General features: G+C 52.0%; 16 protein-coding genes. 3 read left to right on the forward strand and 13 right to left on the reverse strand.

The window, feature by feature from the left end; genetic code table 11:
• Positions 1-38: 38 nt before the first annotated feature.
• The 3 genes from NDQ72_16275 to NDQ72_16285 all read right to left on the reverse strand — a co-directional run bounded on the left by NDQ72_16275 (position 39) and on the right by NDQ72_16285 (position 3,642).
• Positions 39-701: a response regulator transcription factor gene (locus NDQ72_16275; GenBank protein WKD27585.1), complete on the reverse strand. Its 663-nt coding sequence runs from the start codon at positions 699-701 to the stop codon at positions 39-41.
• 273 nt (positions 702-974) lie between these two features.
• Positions 975-2,924, reverse strand: a complete 1,950-nt coding sequence (acs, locus tag NDQ72_16280) for an acetate--CoA ligase (protein WKD27586.1) — start codon at positions 2,922-2,924, stop codon at positions 975-977.
• A 169-nt stretch (positions 2,925-3,093) separates the two neighbouring features.
• Positions 3,094-3,642, reverse strand: a complete 549-nt coding sequence (locus NDQ72_16285) for a SprT-like domain-containing protein (protein WKD27587.1) — start codon at positions 3,640-3,642, stop codon at positions 3,094-3,096.
• Between the two features lie 90 nt (positions 3,643-3,732).
• Here NDQ72_16285 and NDQ72_16290 point away from each other — a divergent pair, with 90 nt between their 5' ends.
• A complete protein-coding gene (locus NDQ72_16290) occupies positions 3,733-4,407 on the forward strand; it encodes a YecA family protein (GenBank protein WKD27588.1) in 675 nt (224 codons plus the stop codon).
• Between the two features lie 18 nt (positions 4,408-4,425).
• Here the strand turns inward: NDQ72_16290 and NDQ72_16295 are convergent, their stop codons facing one another.
• From NDQ72_16295 to ampD, 7 genes are all read right to left on the reverse strand, one after another.
• Positions 4,426-5,547 carry a phospholipase D-like domain-containing protein gene (locus NDQ72_16295; protein WKD27589.1) on the reverse strand — a complete coding sequence of 374 codons (1,122 nt, stop codon included), beginning with the start codon at positions 5,545-5,547 and terminating at the stop codon, positions 4,426-4,428.
• Between the two features lie 27 nt (positions 5,548-5,574).
• Complete coding sequence (locus NDQ72_16300) at positions 5,575-6,294, reverse strand: class I SAM-dependent methyltransferase (protein ID WKD27590.1); 720 nt, start codon at positions 6,292-6,294, stop codon at positions 5,575-5,577.
• Positions 6,291-6,992 carry a tRNA (adenosine(37)-N6)-threonylcarbamoyltransferase complex dimerization subunit type 1 TsaB gene (gene tsaB, locus NDQ72_16305; GenBank protein ID WKD27591.1) on the reverse strand — a complete coding sequence of 234 codons (702 nt, stop codon included), beginning with the start codon at positions 6,990-6,992 and terminating at the stop codon, positions 6,291-6,293. Before tsaB ends, NDQ72_16300 begins: the two co-directional genes overlap by 4 nt.
• A gap of 109 nt (positions 6,993-7,101) precedes the next feature.
• Positions 7,102-7,755 carry an adenylate kinase gene (gene adk, locus NDQ72_16310; GenBank protein ID WKD27592.1) on the reverse strand — a complete coding sequence of 218 codons (654 nt, stop codon included), beginning with the start codon at positions 7,753-7,755 and terminating at the stop codon, positions 7,102-7,104.
• 250 nt (positions 7,756-8,005) lie between these two features.
• Positions 8,006-10,042 (reverse strand): pyruvate dehydrogenase complex dihydrolipoyllysine-residue acetyltransferase, encoded by a 2,037-nt coding sequence (gene aceF, locus NDQ72_16315; protein ID WKD27593.1) that lies wholly within the window; start codon positions 10,040-10,042, stop codon positions 8,006-8,008.
• A 58-nt stretch (positions 10,043-10,100) separates the two neighbouring features.
• Positions 10,101-12,773 carry a pyruvate dehydrogenase (acetyl-transferring), homodimeric type gene (gene aceE, locus NDQ72_16320; GenBank protein WKD27594.1) on the reverse strand — a complete coding sequence of 891 codons (2,673 nt, stop codon included), beginning with the start codon at positions 12,771-12,773 and terminating at the stop codon, positions 10,101-10,103.
• A 419-nt stretch (positions 12,774-13,192) separates the two neighbouring features.
• The gene (gene ampD / locus NDQ72_16325; GenBank protein ID WKD27595.1) at positions 13,193-13,759 is read right to left on the reverse strand and encodes a 1,6-anhydro-N-acetylmuramyl-L-alanine amidase AmpD; all 567 of its coding nucleotides are present in this window, start codon (positions 13,757-13,759) and stop codon (positions 13,193-13,195) included.
• Between the two features lie 83 nt (positions 13,760-13,842).
• Here ampD and nadC point away from each other — a divergent pair, with 83 nt between their 5' ends.
• Positions 13,843-14,697, forward strand: coding sequence for a carboxylating nicotinate-nucleotide diphosphorylase (nadC, locus tag NDQ72_16330; GenBank protein WKD27596.1), 855 nt, complete (start codon positions 13,843-13,845; stop codon positions 14,695-14,697).
• Positions 14,698-14,702: 5 nt separating this feature from the next.
• On the opposite strand, the gene NDQ72_16335 is transcribed toward nadC, so the two are convergent.
• On the reverse strand, positions 14,703-15,263 hold the full coding sequence (locus tag NDQ72_16335) for a GNAT family N-acetyltransferase (GenBank protein WKD27597.1): 561 nt from the start codon (positions 15,261-15,263) through the stop codon (positions 14,703-14,705).
• 105 nt (positions 15,264-15,368) lie between these two features.
• Between NDQ72_16335 and tsaA the strand changes: the two genes are divergently transcribed.
• Positions 15,369-16,097 carry a tRNA (N6-threonylcarbamoyladenosine(37)-N6)-methyltransferase TrmO gene (tsaA, locus tag NDQ72_16340; protein ID WKD27598.1) on the forward strand — a complete coding sequence of 243 codons (729 nt, stop codon included), beginning with the start codon at positions 15,369-15,371 and terminating at the stop codon, positions 16,095-16,097.
• Between the two features lie 46 nt (positions 16,098-16,143).
• Here tsaA and NDQ72_16345 read toward each other — a convergent pair whose 3' ends face one another.
• Complete coding sequence (locus NDQ72_16345; protein WKD27599.1) at positions 16,144-18,450, reverse strand: CHASE2 and HATPase_c domain-containing protein; 2,307 nt, start codon at positions 18,448-18,450, stop codon at positions 16,144-16,146.
• Between the two features lie 149 nt (positions 18,451-18,599).
• Positions 18,600-19,937 carry a FecR domain-containing protein gene (locus NDQ72_16350; GenBank protein WKD27600.1) on the reverse strand — a complete coding sequence of 446 codons (1,338 nt, stop codon included), beginning with the start codon at positions 19,935-19,937 and terminating at the stop codon, positions 18,600-18,602.
• Positions 19,938-19,942 lie beyond the last annotated feature (5 nt).

Genomic DNA, 19,942 nt, shown 5'->3' on the forward strand with positions numbered 1-19,942 from the left:
CATTCCCGAAGGGGGTTATCGGGAATCCAACTTACCCTTCAAGAAGAAACTTTTGGCGGTTCCACTTCAAGTTTCTGAGCAGCAATAACAGCCTGGGTGCGCGAGTGCACTCCCAGCTTGCGCAGAATAGCCGTCACGTGGGCCTTAATAGTGGCTTCTGAGACGCTAAGCTCATAGGCGATCTGTTTATTCAACAAACCTTCCGTCAGCATATTGAGCACACGAAACTGCTGCGGCGTCAGTGAGGCAATTGCCTCCGCAAAACGCGACTCTTCTTCGCTGGTTTCATCTAAGACGTTCGCCAACGCTTCTGGCAGCCAAACTTCCCCCTGCAGAATTTCCCCCACTGCTTCAGCAATCAACTGTAGCGAGGAAGATTTAGGAATAAAGCCTGACGCGCCGTAATCGATGGCACGACGTACTACATAGGGCTCGTCACTGCCTGAAACAACCGCCACCGGAATATCGGGCATCTGGCCACGCAATTGAATCAAACCTGAGAAGCCATGCGCTCCTGGCATATGGAGGTCTAGCAAAATCAAATCAGCATCAGGATGTCGATTAACGACCTCAGTGGTGGCTTCCATGGTGTCGGCTTCGACAATCTCAGCCTGGGGGGCTAACTGGCGCAACGCCTGAGTGAGCGCTGCACGAAACAGCGGATGGTCGTCTGCGACGATAAACTTATGGGCTACTGCCATGGATATTCCTCCGGTTCCTCGAGCAGCGGGGTTGACTACCGCCGCGACGCTAGGCTCATACGGTTGAAGCATGGTACCCCATGGGCTTCGTCATTCCCAAGCATCACATGCACTATTTGTCATAGATACGTCATCCAAACAGAAATAACAGTGCCGGCTCCATGGCCGGCACTGCAACGGATCTGTCCAGTTTGCCTTATTTAACATAGCAAATGAATGACATCCGTCATTTAAAAGTGCCCCCATTAGAAAGATAACTGGGGGCAAAGAGCATTACTGGTTGGCACGATGCTCGATGAGTTCGTCCACCACCGACGGATCAGCCAGCGTGCTGGTATCGCCCAGGCCGTCACACTCATTAGCTGCAATTTTACGTAAAATGCGCCGCATAATTTTACCAGAACGTGTTTTTGGCAGCCCTGGCGCCCACTGAATTACATCTGGCGATGCAATCGGGCCAATATCTTTACGTACCCATTGAGTCAGCTCTTTCTTGAGTTCATCCGTGGGCTCAACATCATCATTGAGCGTTACATAGATATAGATGCCCTGGCCCTTAATATCGTGCGGGAAGCCAACGACGGCGGCTTCTGCCACTGCCGAGTGAGCAACCAGAGACGACTCTATTTCAGCAGTGCCCATACGGTGGCCTGAGACGTTAAGCACGTCGTCAACCCGCCCTGTAATCCAGTAATAGCCATCCTCATCCCGACGACAGCCATCCCCAGTAAAATACATGCCGTCGTAAGTAGAGAAGTAGGTTTGTACAAAGCGTTCGTGGTCGCCCCAAATGGAGCGCGCTTGGCCCGGCCAGGAGTCGAGAATGACTAGATTGCCTTCCGTCTCGCCTTCCAATTTATGGCCTTCATTATCCACCAGCGCGGGGTTCACACCAAAGAAGGGCGTTGTCGCAGAACCAGGCTTTAGATCTGTAGCACCGGGAAGTGGCGCGATCATAATGCCGCCCGTTTCGGTTTGCCACCAAGTATCCACAATAGGACACTGCTCATTGCCAATAACGCGATAGAACCACTCCCAGGCTTCTGGGTTGATAGGTTCGCCCACAGAACCCAGCAAGCGCAATGAATCACGTTTGCTAGAGTCCATCACGTTATCACCATGCGCCATTAAGGCACGGACAGCGGTAGGCGCGGTATAGAGGATATTGACCTGATGCTTATCGACAATTTCGCCCATGCGGCCATGGCTTGGGTAGCTCGGTACGCCTTCAAACATTAGCGTGGTTGCACCATTGGCAAGCGGTCCGTACACGATATAGCTGTGGCCCGTCACCCAGCCTACGTCCGCTGTACACCAGTAAATTTCACCTTCTTGATAGTCGAAAACATACTGATGGGTCATCGCGGCGTAGGTCAGGTAGCCGCCAGTGGTATGCTTTAAGCCCTTAGGCGCACCAGTTGACCCAGAGGTATAGAGAATAAACAGTGGATCTTCGGCATTCATGGCCTCAACTGGGCATTCGGTAGACTGCTTATCCACCAGCTCGTCAAACCAAATGTCACGACCTTCCTGCCAATCAATATCACCGCCTGTACGCTTCACCACCAATACGTTTTTACATACATCGGTGCCATCGCGCGTCAGCGCCGAATCGACGTTCTCCTTAAGGGGGACGTGTTTACCACCACGCACCGACTCATCAGCTGTGATCACCAGTTTAGAATCAGCACCAATTACCCGCTGAGCGACGGCATCCGGCGAAAAGCCGCCAAACACAACAGAGTGCACAGCACCAATACGGGCACATGCCAACATGGCCATGGCCGCCTCGGGAATCATCGGCATATACAGCGTCACTGTATCGCCTTTGTTAACTCCCAGCGACTTCAGGCCGTTGGCCAGCTGGTTAGTGCGCTCATAAAGCTCGCGGTAAGTAATGTGTTTTGAATCGTTAGGGTTATCCCCTTCCCAGATAATCGCCGTTTGGTCGCCACGCTTCTCCAAGTGGCGATCTAGACAGTTGGCGCTAACGTTTAGCTCACCATCTTCAAACCAGCGAATATCAACATTATCGCGTGCGAAGGAGGTGTTTTTAATCTTGGTTGGCGTCTTGATCCAATCCAGACGCTTTGCTTGCTCAGCCCAGAAACTTTCCGGGTCGTCCATGGACTGCTGATACATTGCCGCATATTTATCTTTATCAGCCCATGCACTGGCAGCGATACTATCGCGCACTGGATAGACGTTTTTATGCTCGCTCATGAAGTTGCCTCTGTCCGTGAAATTGCACTCTCTAGAAAATGGTGTCGGTATTATTATTAGTCGCACCGACGCGCTTAATATTTACCTAGCATAAACCTCCCAACGCCGGCTTCCCTTTAGACATTGGTATTAACATTTTAAATATTAAAAACAATAAGTTAAAGCACTTTCAAGGTTTTCTAAAAGCACTGTAGACCAAGGTCTGATCACAATGGCGGCAGCGATAGCGACGCCCCTTTACCACTAAAGAATGACGCCTGGCTGTGAAACAATGCGTTTGACAGCCACATTGATAATAATATGGCCGAGACTGGGCATCCTGAACATCAAAGCGATGAGTCACCTTAGGCTCAAGGCCAAACAGGTCTCGCATGACGGCTTGCCATTCTCGACCATGCGGTTTGAGCCGCGTGCCATTGGCTAAATGAAAGACTAACCAATGCGCCATTTCATGGGGAATCACCTCGTCAAAAAACGCCTGCCGATTATTGCTCAGTAAAACAGGATTAAAACGCAGCCCGCCACGCCCTAGATGCGCCTGCCCTGCTGAGGCACCTTTTAGGTCGAACCACACCTTTGGCGCTGGCAGTGCAGGATAGACTTCTTGGCAGCGTCTTAACGCTTCATCAGTTCTGTCTCGCACGGCGTGCATGAGCGCCTCTGAAGAGAGTGTTGCAAGTTTTTCAGCAGGCCATGGGGGCAGTGGTAAAGTCTTCATTAGTGATAAACTAACCAGTAACGATGTTGCCAACGAGTGTTGCCGATCAACATCTTTTTCTCAAAGACGATTTTTATGATGAGGCCCCTTATGGCAGAGCGCAATAACGTTCCCGCAGCAACGTCGCCCAATACCACCCCACCTCAGCCGCTACTTGATGACGAGCAACTTGATCGATTGGATGACTTTCTCGACTCAGAGCAGGTCGGCGAAGATGCGCTGGATCTTATCTCTGCCCATGGCTTTTTAGTGGCGCTGGCAGTTGCCCCTAGCGAATTACCCACCAGTCAATGGCTAGCTGAGCTGTTTCAGGGAGAGCCAAGTTATCGGGATGATGCCGAGCGAGACGAGATTATCCAACTGTTAACACTGCTACGTGACAACGCCGTCGCAGTGCTTGAACAAGGTGGTTTACCAGAGCTACCCTTCGAGCTAACGCTCGATGGCATCCCCGCTGAAGAAACGCCTATCGGCGACTGGTGCGCGGGGTTTATGGAAGGTGTCTTTAGCGACGAAAGCGCATGGTTTCAAGATGACGAAGAGGCTGCCGCCACGCTACTGCTGCCCTTTATGTCGCTCTCAGGTTTATTCGATGATGAGCCAGAAATGGCTGAGATGGCCCAAGATCAGGCCAGTCAGGAAACCTTTGTTGCCCAATTGCCAGAATTAGTCCTGGACCTTTATCTTCACTACCGCGTGCCCCCCGAAACGCCGAAACCTAAGCCACGCAAGAAAACCCCGGCCAAAGGTAAAAAGCGTCGATAGCCGATTGTTAGCCGCACATTATTTAAGGCGGGTGACAATACCATCCACTACGCCATAGACCCACTCTCGGGCTCGCTGCCGCCAGGACCGTGCGGCCCAGGCGGCAGCATCGACTTCTTGACTGGCGGTAAAGTTACGCTCAAACAGCGATTGAACTTGTTTGGCGAAGGCTTGGTTTTCTACTTCTTGATTAGCTTCAAGGTTCCAGTGCAGATTCCAATGGTCGAAGTTACATGAGCCAAGACTGACCCAGTCATCGGCTAACACAAACTTGGCATGAATAAACGTGGGCTGGAACTCAAAAATCCGCACGCCGGCTTTTAACAACGCTTGGTAAAACCGTTGTCCTGCATAGCGCACGCCTGGGTGGTCATGTTTACTGCCCGGTAATAGTAAACAAACATCCACGCCACGCCGTGCTGCCCGAATCAGGCGTCGGCGCAGCGTGAAGGTCGGCACAAAATAAGGTGTACATAGCCAAAGCCGCTTGTTTGCCTGATTTACCCGCGCATGGAGCGAGTGGCGAATAGCTTGGTAACGATAACCCCTCGCTGACATCACTCGGCCGCGTATGCCATCAGCATAATGTACGGCTGTCCGCTGTGGCGGCAACGCCGCGCTAGCCCGCCCACCACCTTCTTGCCGTGTTAACCGGGAGCGCCATAAGCGGCGAAAAAGCCCTTCCCAATCAGCAACCACCGGGCCTTCGATGCGCACCGCAATTTCGTACCATGCTTCCAGAAACTCATCCACCGCGCCAAATCCGCCGGTAAACGCAATCTCTCCATCCACGACAACAATTTTACGGTGGTCACGGCTTAAGTTGCGAGCCAGCGAGTGAAAACCGATGGGATTAAAGAACCGTAATGCGACACCTGCTTGCTCTAGGCGTGTGCGGTCACGGTGCTCCAATCCCATAGAGCCATAACCATCGAGCAGCAAATACACCTTTACACCGCGCTCAGCAGCGTCGATCAACGCATTACTCATCTGGCTGGCTAACTTACCTGACTCCATCAAGTAGAGCTCCACCAGCACGTAGTACTCCGCTTGACTAACCGCATCAAACATAGCTGGCAAAAATCGCGTTGCTTCCGGCAACAGAGTCGTGCGGTTGCCTTCACGCCACACGTGCTGCATAGAGACTCCTTCTCTTGATGAAACGGCTCAGCGACGAGTTAGCGAACGATGGACGTACAAATCGTACCGGCTCGTTTTACCTTCCAGCGTATGCTGCGGCGCGGGACCGCCGATAGGGGGTGCTTTACGGGGGCGCTTGACCACTACTCGATGCGTCGCTACATCCAGCGCAGCTTCTAATAAGCGCGGTGCATCATCGTCATCTCCCGCCAGCTCTCGAAACACGCGCATCTCTTTTTTGACCAACGCCGACTTTTCACGGTGCGGAAACATCGGATCAAGATGAACAACCTCAGGATCAAAGGCCGCGCTTTCCACAAGGGCAGCCAACTGCTCAGCGGCATCACCATGGCGGAGCGTCATACGCAAGGCAATCTCTGCTGTCGACTCTGTTCTTGCGGCACGCGCGAGGCCATCCTGAAGCAGCGCGGCAATCGCCGCGACACGTTCAATTAATAAGACATTTGCGCCCAGGCTTGCCAGTACAAATGCATCCCGACCCAAACCAGCCGTGGCATCCACGACGTTAGGTGTGATGCCTTTAGCAAGCCCACAGGCTTTTGCCACTAACTGCCCGCGACCACCACCAAACTGACGGCGATGGGCTGCCTTTCCAGCGGCAAAATCCACGCTAAGCGGTTTTCCGTATTGGCGCTCATCACCTGACAGTGCCAATTGGCCATCAACGTAACTAAGTGCTAACCCCGAAGGCAGCACAAGCGTCTCTGGGCTTGCCATGTGGCTCATGCTGGCTTTTTCCAGGCCACGTCGTTGCGCAAATAAACTGGCTGTGCTTCATGGGCTGCCTGACCCAACCCCGCTTCCAAATCACGAGCGGCGAGCCATGCCATCTCTTCGGCCCGTGGCTCAAGATCAGTGAGGTGCTGAGACATGTTGGCTTGTAGGCTTAACGCAAAGTCATCCCACAGCGTAAACCCCGAGCCCACGCCTACCCAGTCGGTCTCCTCCGCAGGCAAACAAAAGTTAGCAGGCGCCACGACTACTTCGTCACTTTGCAAGCTAAGCGTGTCATTTAAACAGTGCCAAGTAGCCGCATAGATTTCGCCCATACGGGCATCTAACGCGGTCACTACATGACGAAAATGGTAGCGGCGATGGGCCTGAAGCGCGAGCGCTTCCAAGGTGGAAATACCCAACAATGGACGATCCAGCCCAAACGCCAAGCCTTGCGCTGCACCGGCAGCGATGCGCAAGCCGGTGAATGAGCCAGGGCCACGCCCAAACGCAACCGCATCTAGCTGCTGCGTAGAAATATTGGCCTCAGCGAGAATGTCATCCACCATCGGCATTAAGCGCCGGGTATGGGCCCTTGGCGTCATCTCGAAACGCGCCAAGCATTCACGCTGGCTACCCTGCTGGCGCAATAAAGCCGCAGAGCAGGCACTAGAAGATGCGTCCAGTGCGAGAAGGTATAACGATGACATCGATTCTGCACTCCATAAAATAGACCGTCATTATACCTTTACGCGGCCTCAACGACGATGGCCCGCAGGTAACCTGCGGGCCATCGTGACATTCACTAGCATGTGCTACTTAGCAAAGCGCTTCTTTCACTTGCCGAGTAATGTCAGCCACGCTGCCTACGCCTTCTACGCGATGATACTGCGGCGCGGCCTCAGGGTCTTCTTTCGCCCACTGCTGATAATAGTCTACCAACGGTGCGGTTTGGTCGTGATAAACCGACAGACGGTTGCGCACGGTAGATTCTTGATCATCTTCACGCTGAATCAGCGCTTCCCCAGTCACATCATCTTTACCCGGCTCTTTGGGCGGATTATGGTCGACATGGTAAACACGCCCAGATGCCGGATGCACACGACGCCCCGCAAGACGGCTAACAATTTCTTCGTCTGGTACGGCAATTTCCAACACGTGGTCCAGCTTAACGCCAGCCTCTTTCATCGCATCGGCTTGCGGGATGGTGCGCGGAAAACCATCGAACAAGAAACCATTTTCACAGTCGGGTTGGCTAATACGCTCTTTAACAAGATCGATAATGACATCGTCGGACACCAAACCGCCGCTATTCATAATCTCTTTTACTTTGAGCCCCAATTCGGTACCGTCCTTGATGGCCGCGCGCAGCATATCCCCGGTGGAAATTTGAGGGATCTTAAATTGCTCACAGATAAACTGAGCCTGAGTCCCCTTCCCCGCGCCGGGGGCACCCAACAGGATTAAACGCATGGCACTGCTCCTTGAATGTTAGTCGTTAGATATGAATAATTTTTGAATAATGGACTGACAATAACCGTGCCGTTCGGATGACACAACTCCCCAAAAGCCTGATAACGCATTTTTTTAACATTTTCTTAAGCAAAAACAGTCAGGTGGCAATTTCTTGTACTTTGGTCACCCCTTCTTTGCAGACCTACTGAACTGTTTTAAACACAAGCGGCGCCCTATTGGGCGCCGCTTGTGGCTTACTGCGAGACGATTACAGCAGCAATCGGCGAATATCCGTCAGCACATCGGCCAGAAAGGCCGTAAAGCGGGCAGCATCCGCACCGTTAATCGCCCGGTGATCATAGGAGAGCGAGAGCGGCATCATTAAGCGCGGTTGGAAGGCGCTGCCATCCCATACCGGCTTCATCTGCGCTTTCGATACCCCCAGGATCGCCACTTCCGGCGCATTAACGATCGGTGTGAACGCGGTGCCACCAATCGAGCCAAGGCTCGAAATGGTGAAGCAGCCACCGGTCATCTCATCACGCTTAAGCTTCTTGGTTTGCGCTTTCTTGCCTAGCTCCGCCATCTCCTTGGCTATCTCGATCAAGGATTTCTTATCAGCGTTACGCACCACCGGCACCATCAGGCCATCCGGCGTATCCACGGCAATCCCAATATGCACGTAGTTTTTCCATACCAGCGTTTCGCCGTCGCCTTTCAGGCTGACGTTGAACTGGGGGAATTTACGCAGTGCAAAGGCACAGGCTTTGACCATAAACGGCAACGGTGTCAGCTTGGCGCCCTGGGCTTCAGCCTCGGCTTTCATGGCCTTACGGAAGCTTTCAAGCTCGGTAATGTCGGCCTCGTCGAACTGCGTCACGTGAGGCACGTTAAGCCAGCTGCGGTGCAGATTGGTCGCGCCCATTTTCAGCAGGCGACCCATCGGCTTCTCTTCTACGTCGCCAAACTGACTGAAGTCAACTTCCGGTATCGCGGGAATGCCAGCACCACCACTCGCCGCAGGGGCAGCCGCTGTTTGTGCTTTACCTTGGTTGGCAATGGCCTGTTTCACGTAGGCCTGCACATCTTCTTTCAGCACCCGATCTTTCGGGCCACTAGGCTTAACAAGACCGAGGTCTACGCCGAGCTCACGTGCCAGCATGCGTACTGCGGGGCCTGCGTGTACCAGTTTCCCATCGCGGGGCTTATGAGAGGCCATCTGCGCTTCAGGGCTAGGCGTGCCTTCTGGTGAAGCGGCAGGCTTCGCACTTGACTGACTGGCACTAGAGGACTGAGCTTTCTCCGGCGCCGCTTTTTTAGGGGCTGCCTTCTTGGCACCGGCTACTTCTATATAGCCAATCACATCGCCTTCAGAGACGGTGTCACCCTCTTTCACAGTAAGCTCTAAGAGCTTGCCTTTGTAAGGGCTCGGCACGTCCATCGACGCTTTATCAGATTCCAGAGTGATCAACGGGTCTTCTTCGTTGACCTCATCACCTGCCGCCACACCAATTTCGATAATCGGCACGTCAGAAGAACCCGACAAGTCAGGTACACGAATCTCTTTGCGCTCAGGCTCACCGCTACCGCTATCTTCTTCAACGACCGGCTCTTCAGCCGCTGCTTCCGGCTCGCTGCTGGCTTGGCTAGCGGCTTGCTGCGGTGCATCTTCTTCAGCCGATGCATCACCGCCTTCGCCAGCGATTTCCATCTGGCCGATCACGTCGCCTTCCGAGACGGTATCGCCTTCTTTTACCGTGAGCGCAACGATCTTACCACCGTGCGGGCTGGGCACGTCCATGGAGGCTTTATCCGACTCCAGGGTGATTAGGGTGTCTTCGGCGTTGACCTCATCACCGGCGCTGACGGCGACTTCGATGATTTCAACGCTGTCGGAACCGCCCAGGTCAGGCACCTTGATGTCAACGGTTTGCTTGCCGCCGCTGGCTTTCTTCGCTGCCGGTGCGGGGGCTGCTTCCTGCGTTGGTTTGTCTTGTTTCGCTGGCGCGTCGTTGGGCTGGCTGTCAGACGCGGGGGCTGACGTCTCTTCGCCACCGTCTGTGCCGCCTTCAACCTCCAGCTCAACGATGTCGTCGCCTTCGGAGACAGTATCGCCTTCTTTGACCAGCACTTTGAGCACCTTGCCGCCTTTCGGGGCCGGGACGTCCATGCTGGCTTTGTCGGATTCCAGGGTGATTAGGGTGTCTTCCGCTTCAATGACGTCGCCTTCTGACACCGCAATCTCGATGATTTCGACATCGGTATCGCCACCGATATCGGGAACTTTGATGATTTCGCTACTCAAGGTCGCGCTCCTTCCAAATCGGATCGAGCCGGCGGGCTTCTGCCCGCCGGGCAGCGGTTTAGCTGGTCAGCGGGTTTGGCTTGCTGGCATCAATGCCATACTTCTTCAGCGCCTCGCCGACGTGCTTGCGATCAAGCTCACCACGGTCTGCCAGCGCGCGTAGCGCCGCCACGGTGACGAAGTAGCGGTCTACTTCAAAGAAGTAGCGCAGCTTCTCGCGGGTGTCGGAACGGCCAAAGCCGTCCGTGCCCAGCACGGTGTACTCGCTCGGCACCCAGGCACGCACCTGGTCGGCGTAGAGCTTCATGTAGTCGGTGGAGGCAATCACCGGGCCGTCACGGCCTTCCAGGCACTTCGTCACGTGGGGCTTGTTGGCCTCAGCGTCCGGGTTCAGGAAGCCTTCACGCTCCAGCAGCAGCGCTTCGCGGCGCAGCTCGTTAAAGCTGGTCACACTCCAGATATCCGCACCAATGCCCCAGTCGTTGGCCAACAGCTCGGCAGCCGCTTCGACTTCGCGCAGGATGGTGCCGGAGCCCAGCAGTTGCACGCGGCCTTTATCGCCCTGGGTTTCGTTGAGCAGGTACATGCCTTTGACGATATCGTCGGTAGGCACGTTCTCAAGCGCGGGGTGCTCGTAGTTTTCGTTCATCACCGTCAGGTAGTAGAAGCAGTTCTCTTTGTCGGAGAACATGCGCTTCAGACCATCCTGGAGGATGACCGCCACTTCGTGGGCATAGGTCGGGTCGTAGCTGCGGCAGTTGGGGATGGTGGAGGCTTGAATCAAGCTGTGGCCATCCTGGTGCTGCAGACCTTCACCGTTGAGCGTGGTACGCCCGGCGGTGCCGCCGACCATAAAGCCGCGGGCTTGCAGGTCACCGGCGGCCCAGGCCAAGTCACCAATGCGCTGGAAGCCGAACATCGAGTAGTAGACGTAGAACGGCAGCAGGGTGACGTTGTTGTTGCTGTAGGACGTCGCGGCGGCAATCCATGCGGACATGGCACCGGCTTCACTAATCCCTTCTTCGAGAATCTGGCCTTTCTGATCCTCGCGGTAGAACATGATCTGGCCTTTATCGACCGGCTCATACTTCTGACCTTCCGAGGTGTAGATGCCGAGCTGACGGAACATGCCTTCCATGCCGAAGGTACGCGCTTCGTCAGGAATAATCGGGACGACATGTTTGCCGAGCTTCTTATCCTTCACCAGGCCGTTCAGCACGCGCACGAACGCCATGGTGGTCGAGACTTCGCGCCCTTTGGAACCGACCATTTGCGAGGCAAAGGTTTTGTCGTCCAGGCTGGGGATCTCCAGCGCCTCAAAGTCACTGCGGCGGCTCGGCAGGTAGCCGTTTAAGCGTTCCCGCTGCAGGTGCATGTATTTCAGCTCGGGAGAGTCTTCTTCCGGCTTGTAATAGGGCACATCTTTAAGCTGCTCGTCGGTGAGCGGAATGCCGAAGCGGTCGCGGAATTTACGCAACGCCTCGTACTCCATGCTCTTGACCTGGTGGGACTCGTTGGCGGCTTCGCCATCGCCGCTGCCCATGCCGTAGCCTTTGACGGTATGCGCCAGAATGACCGTGGGCTTACCGTTGGTCTGGTTGACCGCTTCGTGGTAGGCCGCGTAGACCTTGAACGGATCGTGACCACCGCGGTTGAGCTTCCAGATGTCTTCATCAGACAGGTCGTTGACCATCGCTTCGGTTTCGGGGTACTTACCGAAGAAGTGCTCACGGGTGTACGAGCCACCGTTGGCCTTGTAGTTCTGGTACTCACCGTCGACCGCTTCATCCATGCGCTTTTGCAGGATGCCTTTCTTGTCCTTCTCGAACAGCGGATCCCAGTGACGCCCCCAGACCACCTTGATGACGTTCCAGCCGGCACCACGGAATACGCCTTCGAACTCGTCCATGACGCGGGAGTTGCCGCGCACCGGACCGTCCAAGCGCTGCAGGTTGCAGTTGATAACGAAGATCAGGTTATCGAGGTTTTCACGCCCCGCTAGGGAGATCGCGCCCAGTGACTCCGGCTCATCACACTCGCCGTCACCCATGAAGCACCAGATCTTACGGTCGTACATGTCTTTCAGCTCACGGTGATGCAGGTACTTCATCACGTGGGCTTGATAGATGGCCTGAATCGGGCCAAGGCCCATGGACACCGTGGGGAACTGCCAGTAGTCCGGCATCAGCCACGGGTGCGGGTAGGAAGAGAGGCCATCGCCGTCGACTTCGCGACGGAATTTGTCCATCTGCTCTTCTGATAAACGGCCTTCCAAGTAGGAACGCGCGTAAATCCCCGGGGCAACGTGGCCCTGGATGTAAATCAGGTCGCCTTCAAAATCGCCTTTGGGGGCGCGGAAGAAGTGGTTAAAGCCAACATCGTACAGCGTGGCCGACGACATAAAGCTGGCAATGTGGCCGCCCAGCCCGGGGTTGGCGCGGTTATTACGGATGACCTGGGCAATGGCGTTGTAACGAATCAACGACCGAATGCGGCGCTCCATAAACAGATCGCCGGGCATCGGTGCTTCGCGATGCACAGGGATCGTATTCCGGTGCGGGGTTGTCACCGAGAAGGGTACCTTCATCCCGTCCCGGCGCAGGCGATCCGCCAAGCGGGTCATCAGGTAGCGGGCACGATCTTCGCCCTCACGATCCAGTACTGATTCCAGGGATTCCAGCCACTCCGTGGTTTCGAGCGGATCGAGATCTTCTCTTGTCTCCAGACTCATAGAGGTCTCTCCGAATGACGATAAATGACAATGAGCCCCGCCAACCCTTAGGGCCTGGGGCGGCTGCGGTGTTTAGCCACCACAGGCCGATAAAACGCCGACGCCTAAGCGCCGTGTAGATGTTTTCTTTCTACATTCAACAAGCTACGTACTTTTCGATGTAGTAAAGCTACACAATTGTCGTAAAAGTTAGCCTTTTGTATATGAGAAGATACCGCAAAGTCGTCACTCTGCCAATTCCAGCAAGCCCTAAAAGGCTATCGAAAACAGACTATTGCACCGCAACATAAAAAAATAGTAAGACTTTAGACGAATCTACCAAACGCTCAAAAATGTAGCCAAACTACCGTTTTATTTACTTACGAGTGAAGTACTTAATTAAATTTCCAACGTTCTTTTACAAATTTATTAACCCAGCGCTAAGCATCTAACTGTTGATAATAATAAGCCCAGTCAAAGGCTGGCCCTGGATCAGTTTTACGCAGTGGAGCCACGTGAGCATGACCGGTAATGCGTGACTTATCCAGCTGTGGGTAGCGCGCTATTAGCCACTGAGTTACCGCTACTAACCTTTGATATTGCGCTTTGGTAAAAGGGGTCACGTCGTCACCCTCCAGCTCAATACCCACTGAAAAGTCATTTAAGGCTGTTCGCCACGCCTTTTGATACGGATCCAGCCAGCATGAGCGCCCGGCATGCCAGGCGCGATGATCTGTATCAACAAACTGTAAGCACTCGCCATCGCGACGAATCAGAAAGTGAGCTGATACCCTAAGATGTGCAATCTCAGCAAAAAAGGGGTGCTCTGCTGAATTTAGCTGGTTAGTAAACAGTGCCTCAATGGCATCACCACTAAACTGACCGGGCGGCAAACTAATCGCATGAATAAGCAGTAGCGAGACCTCACTATTGGGGCGCTGATCGCAGTTGGGTGATGCCATTTGTCTAGCGCTTGGCCACTGCCCATCAAAGGCTGTACTTTTCATAACAGATACACTCTTCTCTACGTTGGCATTCTCTTTCACTATAATGCCCAACACACTCAATAACGCCTAGAGAACTCACCGCCATGCATTATGAAAACGCTCTTGCCGAAGAGATACGCGCTAGCGCAGCCCGCTTACTAGCTGAGGATATTGGCCCTGGCGATATTACAGCGCAGCTAATCCCTGAGAACCAATGGGCAACCGCCAGCATCATTACGCGTGAACCCGCAGTACTTTGTGGTGTTGCTTGGGTAGATGAGATTTTTCGACGGTTAGATAACCGCGTTACGCTACGTTGGCAGGCAGCAGACGGCGACTCTCTTCAAGCAGATCAGTGTTTTTTAGAGCTAGAAGGGCCTGCTCGCAGCCTACTGACCGGTGAACGAGCGGCCCTAAATATGCTGCAAACATTGTCTGCCACAGCTACCTCAACACGACATTATGTTGATTTAATTGAAGGCACTAATGTCCGTTTACTAGATACGCGTAAAACGTTGCCTGGAATGCGCCTCGCCCAAAAGTACGCCGTAACCTGCGGCGGTGGACATAATCATCGTATAGGATTGTGGGATGCTTTCTTAATTAAAGAGAATCATATTACTGCTTGTGGCGGTATTAAGGCAGCCGTTGAGCAAGCTCGTAAACTGGCAAGTGACCTGCCAGTAGAGGTAGAGGTGGAAACGTTTGAGGAGCTTGATCAGGCACTGGCCGCAAAGGCAGACATTATCATGCTCGATAATTTCGCCTTAGAAGACTTACATGTAGCCGTCGAAATAAATGGTGGGCGGGCAACACTTGAGGCCTCTGGCAATGTCGGCGCAGCCACATTAAAGGCAATTGCCGATACTGGTGTTGACTGTATTTCCAGCGGCGCACTTACCAAAGACCTAAAATCGATCGATTTATCGATGCGTATTACCCACACCTTCGACATTTGATGTACTCAGGTTTCGACAGCGTTAAGCTTTTTGACTAAGCGATAGCGTTTCAAAAGCTCGCCACTGCGCTCTACCCACTGCTCGCCGAGGTTGCTAAAACCTCGGCGAATCAAGCGTTCATAAAGCACTGAGCTTGCTTCAATTTCTACACTCGATACGCCCTGCTCAAGCAACATACGTTCAGCGTGTATCAACAGTGTGGTACCGATCCCACGTCCAGTCAGTGAAGGCCACACATAAAGTGTCTCTATGCGTTTGGCCGCAATATCCAGCTCTAAAAAACCTACGCATCGCCCATCACAGCTGGCGACCAGCGTAGTATAAAGCGTTTGTCTGGCCGCCCAGGCGCTTGCCTCGCGTGGCAGAGCATTCGCCCAAGCTCGGCGTTCGTCTACACCATAGTGGGAAGCGGCACTCTGCATCACGGCGTGATAAAACACCTCTGCTTGGTCAGCTGCGTCACGGGTAAACCCTTCACGATAGATAATTCTTGGAGTAGGCGTAGAAGGTGTTTGGCTCACGTTAGCACTTGTCACGTTGGTGCTTGTCACGTTGGTACTTAGCATGTATACAACTCCACTATTTAATTATCGCACCTTAACGTTTCATTGCATCCCAACTCGATGCTTGGCTGTTTTATACTTCGTTTTTATCTACACGTAAGGTGTGTCATGCACGATATATCCATAACTGAGCCATTTACCATCAACCCTATAGGTTATATTGAAAGCGACTACCCTGATAAGTTTGGCATTCCTCGCCAACCAGGACTAGCGACGGCAGCGAAAGCGACACTGGTATTAACGCCCCCCTTCAACACACCGTTAAGCGTTCGTGGACTTGAAGCATTTAGCCACTTATGGATCAGCTTTATATTTCACCGCAGCCCCGAAGAGTGGGTTCCCCTTGTACGCCCTCCCCGACTGGGTGGCAATAAAAAAATAGGGGTATTCGCGAGTCGCAGCACACACCGGCCTAATCGTTTAGGGCTATCACTTGTTGAGCTAGTGGGAATTGATACGCACCATGGTGTACGCCTACTGCTCAAAGGAGCAGATTTAATGACAGGCACGCCCGTAGCGGATATCAAACCTTACCTGCCTTGGACTGAAGCCGTTCCGAATGCACGCTCAGGCTATGCCTCTGCACCGCCACCTTTTTACCCCGTAGAATTCTCCTCAGCGGCCGAAACAGCGCTCGCTGAACGCGCAGATGCTAGTGACTTAAGGCGGCTCATTACCCAAGTATTAGGCCAAGACCCACGACCCGCTTACCATCAGGATCAACTAGAACGGGAATATGGCATGCAGTTAAGAGATGTCAATATTCGTTTTCAAGTACAACAGATGCCTGAGCTAGGCAATGTCGTTTATATAATCAACATTCAAAAAAACAACTAACAATTGTCAACTCACAACTCACAACTCACAACTCACAACTCACAACTCACAACTCACAAAAAGGTAGCTTCATTGTAAATTGACTGCCTTTACCAAACTCACTTTCACAATAAATTTCGCCGCCATGCTTAGCTGCTACCGTTTTCACTAATGCTAGCCCTAGACCATGCCCATCCGCCATTCCATCTTTATCACTGCGAGTAAAGTCGTCAAAAATATCGTTAATCTCATCAGACTCAATACCAACGCCATTGTCAGAAACCTGCAGCACAATCCACCTATCCTGTCGATACACAAAAACATTAACTTCGCCTCCAGAAGGCGTATACTTAACGGCATTTTCAATTAAGTTAAAGACGGCTCTTGCAAGATAGTTTTTGTCGCCCATCATCGGGGCGCCGTCTTCATCTTTGAGCTTTCTCACCATTTTAATATCTTTTACTTTCGCAAGTGGGTAAACTTGATCTAGCACTTCCATAACAACATCTTCAAAAAGCACAAACTCTTTTTTCAAATCAAATGACTTGGCTCGCGTTAAATTAATAAAGTCGTTAATCATCCCAAGTCCCATCGTGAGGCATTGTTCCAAATAGCTATAGAAATTAGCTTGCGATGCGGCCGAGGCTGGATTTTTTTGGGCTTCTAGAAATGCTAGCGCTCTTGCCTGAGGAGCTTTCATATCATGTGATAAGAAACTAAGCATACTAGACCTCTGTGCTTCAGCTTCTACTTCACTTGTCAGGTCAACCAGCCATACTAACCAGCCCCCAGCCGCACTATTCGTCGTTGTAGATAACTCTCCCATCTCCAGTCGGTACGTTCGCCCATCCCTGTCAGTACATAATCCACCTATTTGAATGCCGTTGACGTTACTCGTGTCAGCTGGCTGGGGTGGCCATATAGTCGAAAAACCGTGTTTCTCTTCAAAGGTTAGGAAGGATGGCAAAGCATCAATGTGATCGATGGCATGCTCTCCTTCCTCCCAACAAATCGCCAATGCTTTTTTATTTGCCTGTAGAACCTCTCCCTTCTTATTTAGTATGAAGATGGGGAGCGGTAATGAGTGCATTGCATCTAATATGAATCGCCGCCCTTCTACAATTCTATCTAGCGCAAATTCAAGTGCTTGAGACTGCTGATAAAGCTTCCCACCCTCACCTCGAATATCATCAGGCTGCCTAAAGGGCAAGATAGATGGTTCTTGATATAACAATTCCAGCTCGCGCTTAAACCAAGACAGTAAGGCTGCCTGGCTTTGCCAAACAATTGCAATGATGGCGATCCCCAACGCTATTAAGCTCGCAAAAGGAGGCCACCACCACCTAAAATTCAGCGCTACTAAAGAAGCGAATAACACACCAGTACCGAGCGACAGCACCACTAATAGCAAATAGCGAAACCTTAGCCACCATGCCAGTAGAATTAAAATAACAATAGGTAAGCTTGCTAAAAATGCCCCTAGCCAACTATCCACTTCGCGTATATAAGTTTCATTTCGTAGGGCATCGAGTAAGTGAGCATGCACCTCAACACCTGGCATTAAACCTGAAGACAATAACGACACATTGTAACGATCGCCCAAACCAAGAGCAGTCATGCCCACTAAGACAGTGCGACCTCGGAGCAAAGAAGCGGGTACATACCCCATTAATACATCATGGTAAGAAACGGTCGGATATGAGCCAGATGGACCACGAAATGGTATTCTTATCGCCTCAGTTGGCCAGTTTGATGATATATCACTCCCTCCCTTTTTTTCTGGATCCACAAGAAGGGTCATTAGCTGTGGCCAGACATCATCACCGCGCTCAATCAACAGCTCCACTGACCGAGCTACTCCATCAGCATCAAGCATCACATTGATATGCCCAACGCCTTTGGCGGCAGATAATAATGGAGAGGGGGGGATTAAGACATCTCGTGTCCTACCGTCCAGCAGCGATTCAGAAAGTAGTGCCATAGGTAGATAAGTGCGGCCATGGCGATCCATCGCATTGGCAAGCTGCCGATCCTCTTCAGGTAGCCGACTTGGCTCAACTAAAAGGATGTCCAAAACAATCGATTGCACGCCCGCAGCGTTCAACTGATCAATCAGCTGTGTGTGAACATCTCTAGACCAAGGCCAACGCCCCAATGCTTGTAAACTGGGTTCATCGATCGCTACAACTAAAATATCGTCAGAGGGAGGCTCTGATTGCCTGGAAAGCCAAGCATCGTAAAAAAAATTATCAGACAGTAAGGGAGACAAACTATAAAGAAAGAAAGCAATGGGCAGTAACAAGCTACCCATTGCACACCATGTCATCACAAACCGCCGGTGCAATGCTCTAGAAAGGTTACTTCCCTGAGTCATTTAGGAAACCTCTGATTAACTATTGCGCTTGTCCATACTGCGTTAAAAATCATCTCGTGCGCGAGTCCGATCAAAATGCTCATTTACACCCCGTAAACTGCGCTTTTTCGTTGATTTTTTCCTTGTCTGGCCTGCGCTCATAACGTTAATCAGAGGCTCCTTAGTGTTCCAGCATCGAGAACAACAGCCATATCTGTACGTTCACCTAAGCTGACAACACGCCAGAATATCTCGTTACCTGGCAAACGGCTTACTCTTAAAGGACCATTATTTTGAGGTTCATAATCCAATAAAACTCGCGTAAATTCGTGATCAGCAGCTAGTTGCAAGCGATAGTTTGTTTGTGCTTTATGGAACCACTCGAATATCCACGCATCTTCCTCCTGTTTAACGGATACTCGATCACCATGGTGATGAATAACGAAAATAGTGCTCTCACCTTCAATACCTAGCTCATCTATAGCGGATATGCGTAAATGGTAGAACCCTGGAGGAAGTGGGTCGAACTGTATCTGGCTGCTCTGAGATCGCTGATCACGTATTATCGTTAAAAAGTTTGGATCACTTGCTATTTGCGCTCTGAAAGCCTGCCCCTGCATAGGCGATAAAATATCTACTTGTATGGCTTCATTTGAAAGCGAATTGATAGCCACTCCCTCTGGTGGAGGTAATAGCTGTACTACTTGGATACCACCTGCTTCATCAACACGTGCACCCTCTCCCTCATTTATTGAGGCTTCGGCAGTATCCACCCGATGTTGAGCAGCAACATTTCCCTCATAAACCGACGTTAGCAGTGCTTCGTCTGTATAGCTTGCCCGAAAGTGAGTACCGCGCACACCTAGGACGCCCGCAGTTGTTTCTATATTGTATGCTCGTCTGCGCATGCGATTTGTAGGCACATAAGACTCTATCTCTCCATGCTCTAATTGAAACGTGATGCCTCTCTCCCCTTCACGCTTTAACACAATGCGTGAATTAGAAGGTACCACCGCCCTAGCCCCGTCACGCATCTGAACGGTCAAGGAAGAACCTGGGCCAGTTTGAATAACGGAGTCGACCTTAATAAGGTCTCCACTCTCTAAAAGATTTTCACCGTTCTCTTCGACTATCCATGCATCTCCCGAACGGTATAGAACTGACAAGGGAAAAGGGTCGAGAGCACTGAGGTCCACCATGGTATCAGGCTGAAGTTTGAAGGGATCAGCTATCGCATTCACTTGCTGCAAAGTAGGCCACTCGTCAGGAGTACCATAATAATATTCGGAGATATCCCAAAGTGTATCGCCTGGCATCACTTGATGGTGTGTATCAGATGCATAGGCAAGCCCCCAATTCAGTAAAAACACACCTCCGAATACAACGCCTAAAAGATGTTGTAATAGTGACTGAGCTTTCAGACGACTCCCGCTGCTTCTTATATTCATAACGCCACCATCTTCAATGCGCATAGGTACGCTTGGTAATGTATTTCTTTCAAACAGCATTAATT

This window comes from Halomonas sp. KG2 (assembly GCA_030440445.1).
Lineage (GTDB): Bacteria > Pseudomonadota > Gammaproteobacteria > Pseudomonadales > Halomonadaceae > Vreelandella.

Excerpts from the sequence above, each read along its gene's own strand:
- tsaB (WKD27591.1), bottom strand. The coding sequence starts at position 6,992 with ATGTCATCGTTATACCTTCTCGCACTGGACGCATCTTCTAGTGCCTGC.
- NDQ72_16335 (WKD27597.1), bottom strand. The coding sequence starts at position 15,263 with ATGCTAAGTACCAACGTGACAAGCACCAACGTGACAAGTGCTAACGTG.
- tsaA (WKD27598.1), top strand. The coding sequence starts at position 15,369 with ATGCACGATATATCCATAACTGAGCCATTTACCATCAACCCTATAGGT.
- NDQ72_16350 (WKD27600.1), bottom strand. The coding sequence starts at position 19,937 with ATGCTGTTTGAAAGAAATACATTACCAAGCGTACCTATGCGCATTGAA.
- NDQ72_16275 (WKD27585.1), bottom strand. The coding sequence starts at position 701 with ATGGCAGTAGCCCATAAGTTTATCGTCGCAGACGACCATCCGCTGTTT.
- acs (WKD27586.1), bottom strand. The coding sequence starts at position 2,924 with ATGAGCGAGCATAAAAACGTCTATCCAGTGCGCGATAGTATCGCTGCC.
- nadC (WKD27596.1), top strand. The coding sequence starts at position 13,843 with ATGCATTATGAAAACGCTCTTGCCGAAGAGATACGCGCTAGCGCAGCC.
- NDQ72_16345 (WKD27599.1), bottom strand. The coding sequence starts at position 18,450 with ATGACTCAGGGAAGTAACCTTTCTAGAGCATTGCACCGGCGGTTTGTG.
- adk (WKD27592.1), bottom strand. The coding sequence starts at position 7,755 with ATGCGTTTAATCCTGTTGGGTGCCCCCGGCGCGGGGAAGGGGACTCAG.
- aceE (WKD27594.1), bottom strand. The coding sequence starts at position 12,773 with ATGAGTCTGGAGACAAGAGAAGATCTCGATCCGCTCGAAACCACGGAG.
- NDQ72_16290 (WKD27588.1), top strand. The coding sequence starts at position 3,733 with ATGGCAGAGCGCAATAACGTTCCCGCAGCAACGTCGCCCAATACCACC.
- NDQ72_16285 (WKD27587.1), bottom strand. The coding sequence starts at position 3,642 with ATGAAGACTTTACCACTGCCCCCATGGCCTGCTGAAAAACTTGCAACA.
- NDQ72_16300 (WKD27590.1), bottom strand. The coding sequence starts at position 6,294 with ATGAGCCACATGGCAAGCCCAGAGACGCTTGTGCTGCCTTCGGGGTTA.
- NDQ72_16295 (WKD27589.1), bottom strand. The coding sequence starts at position 5,547 with ATGCAGCACGTGTGGCGTGAAGGCAACCGCACGACTCTGTTGCCGGAA.
- ampD (WKD27595.1), bottom strand. The coding sequence starts at position 13,759 with ATGAAAAGTACAGCCTTTGATGGGCAGTGGCCAAGCGCTAGACAAATG.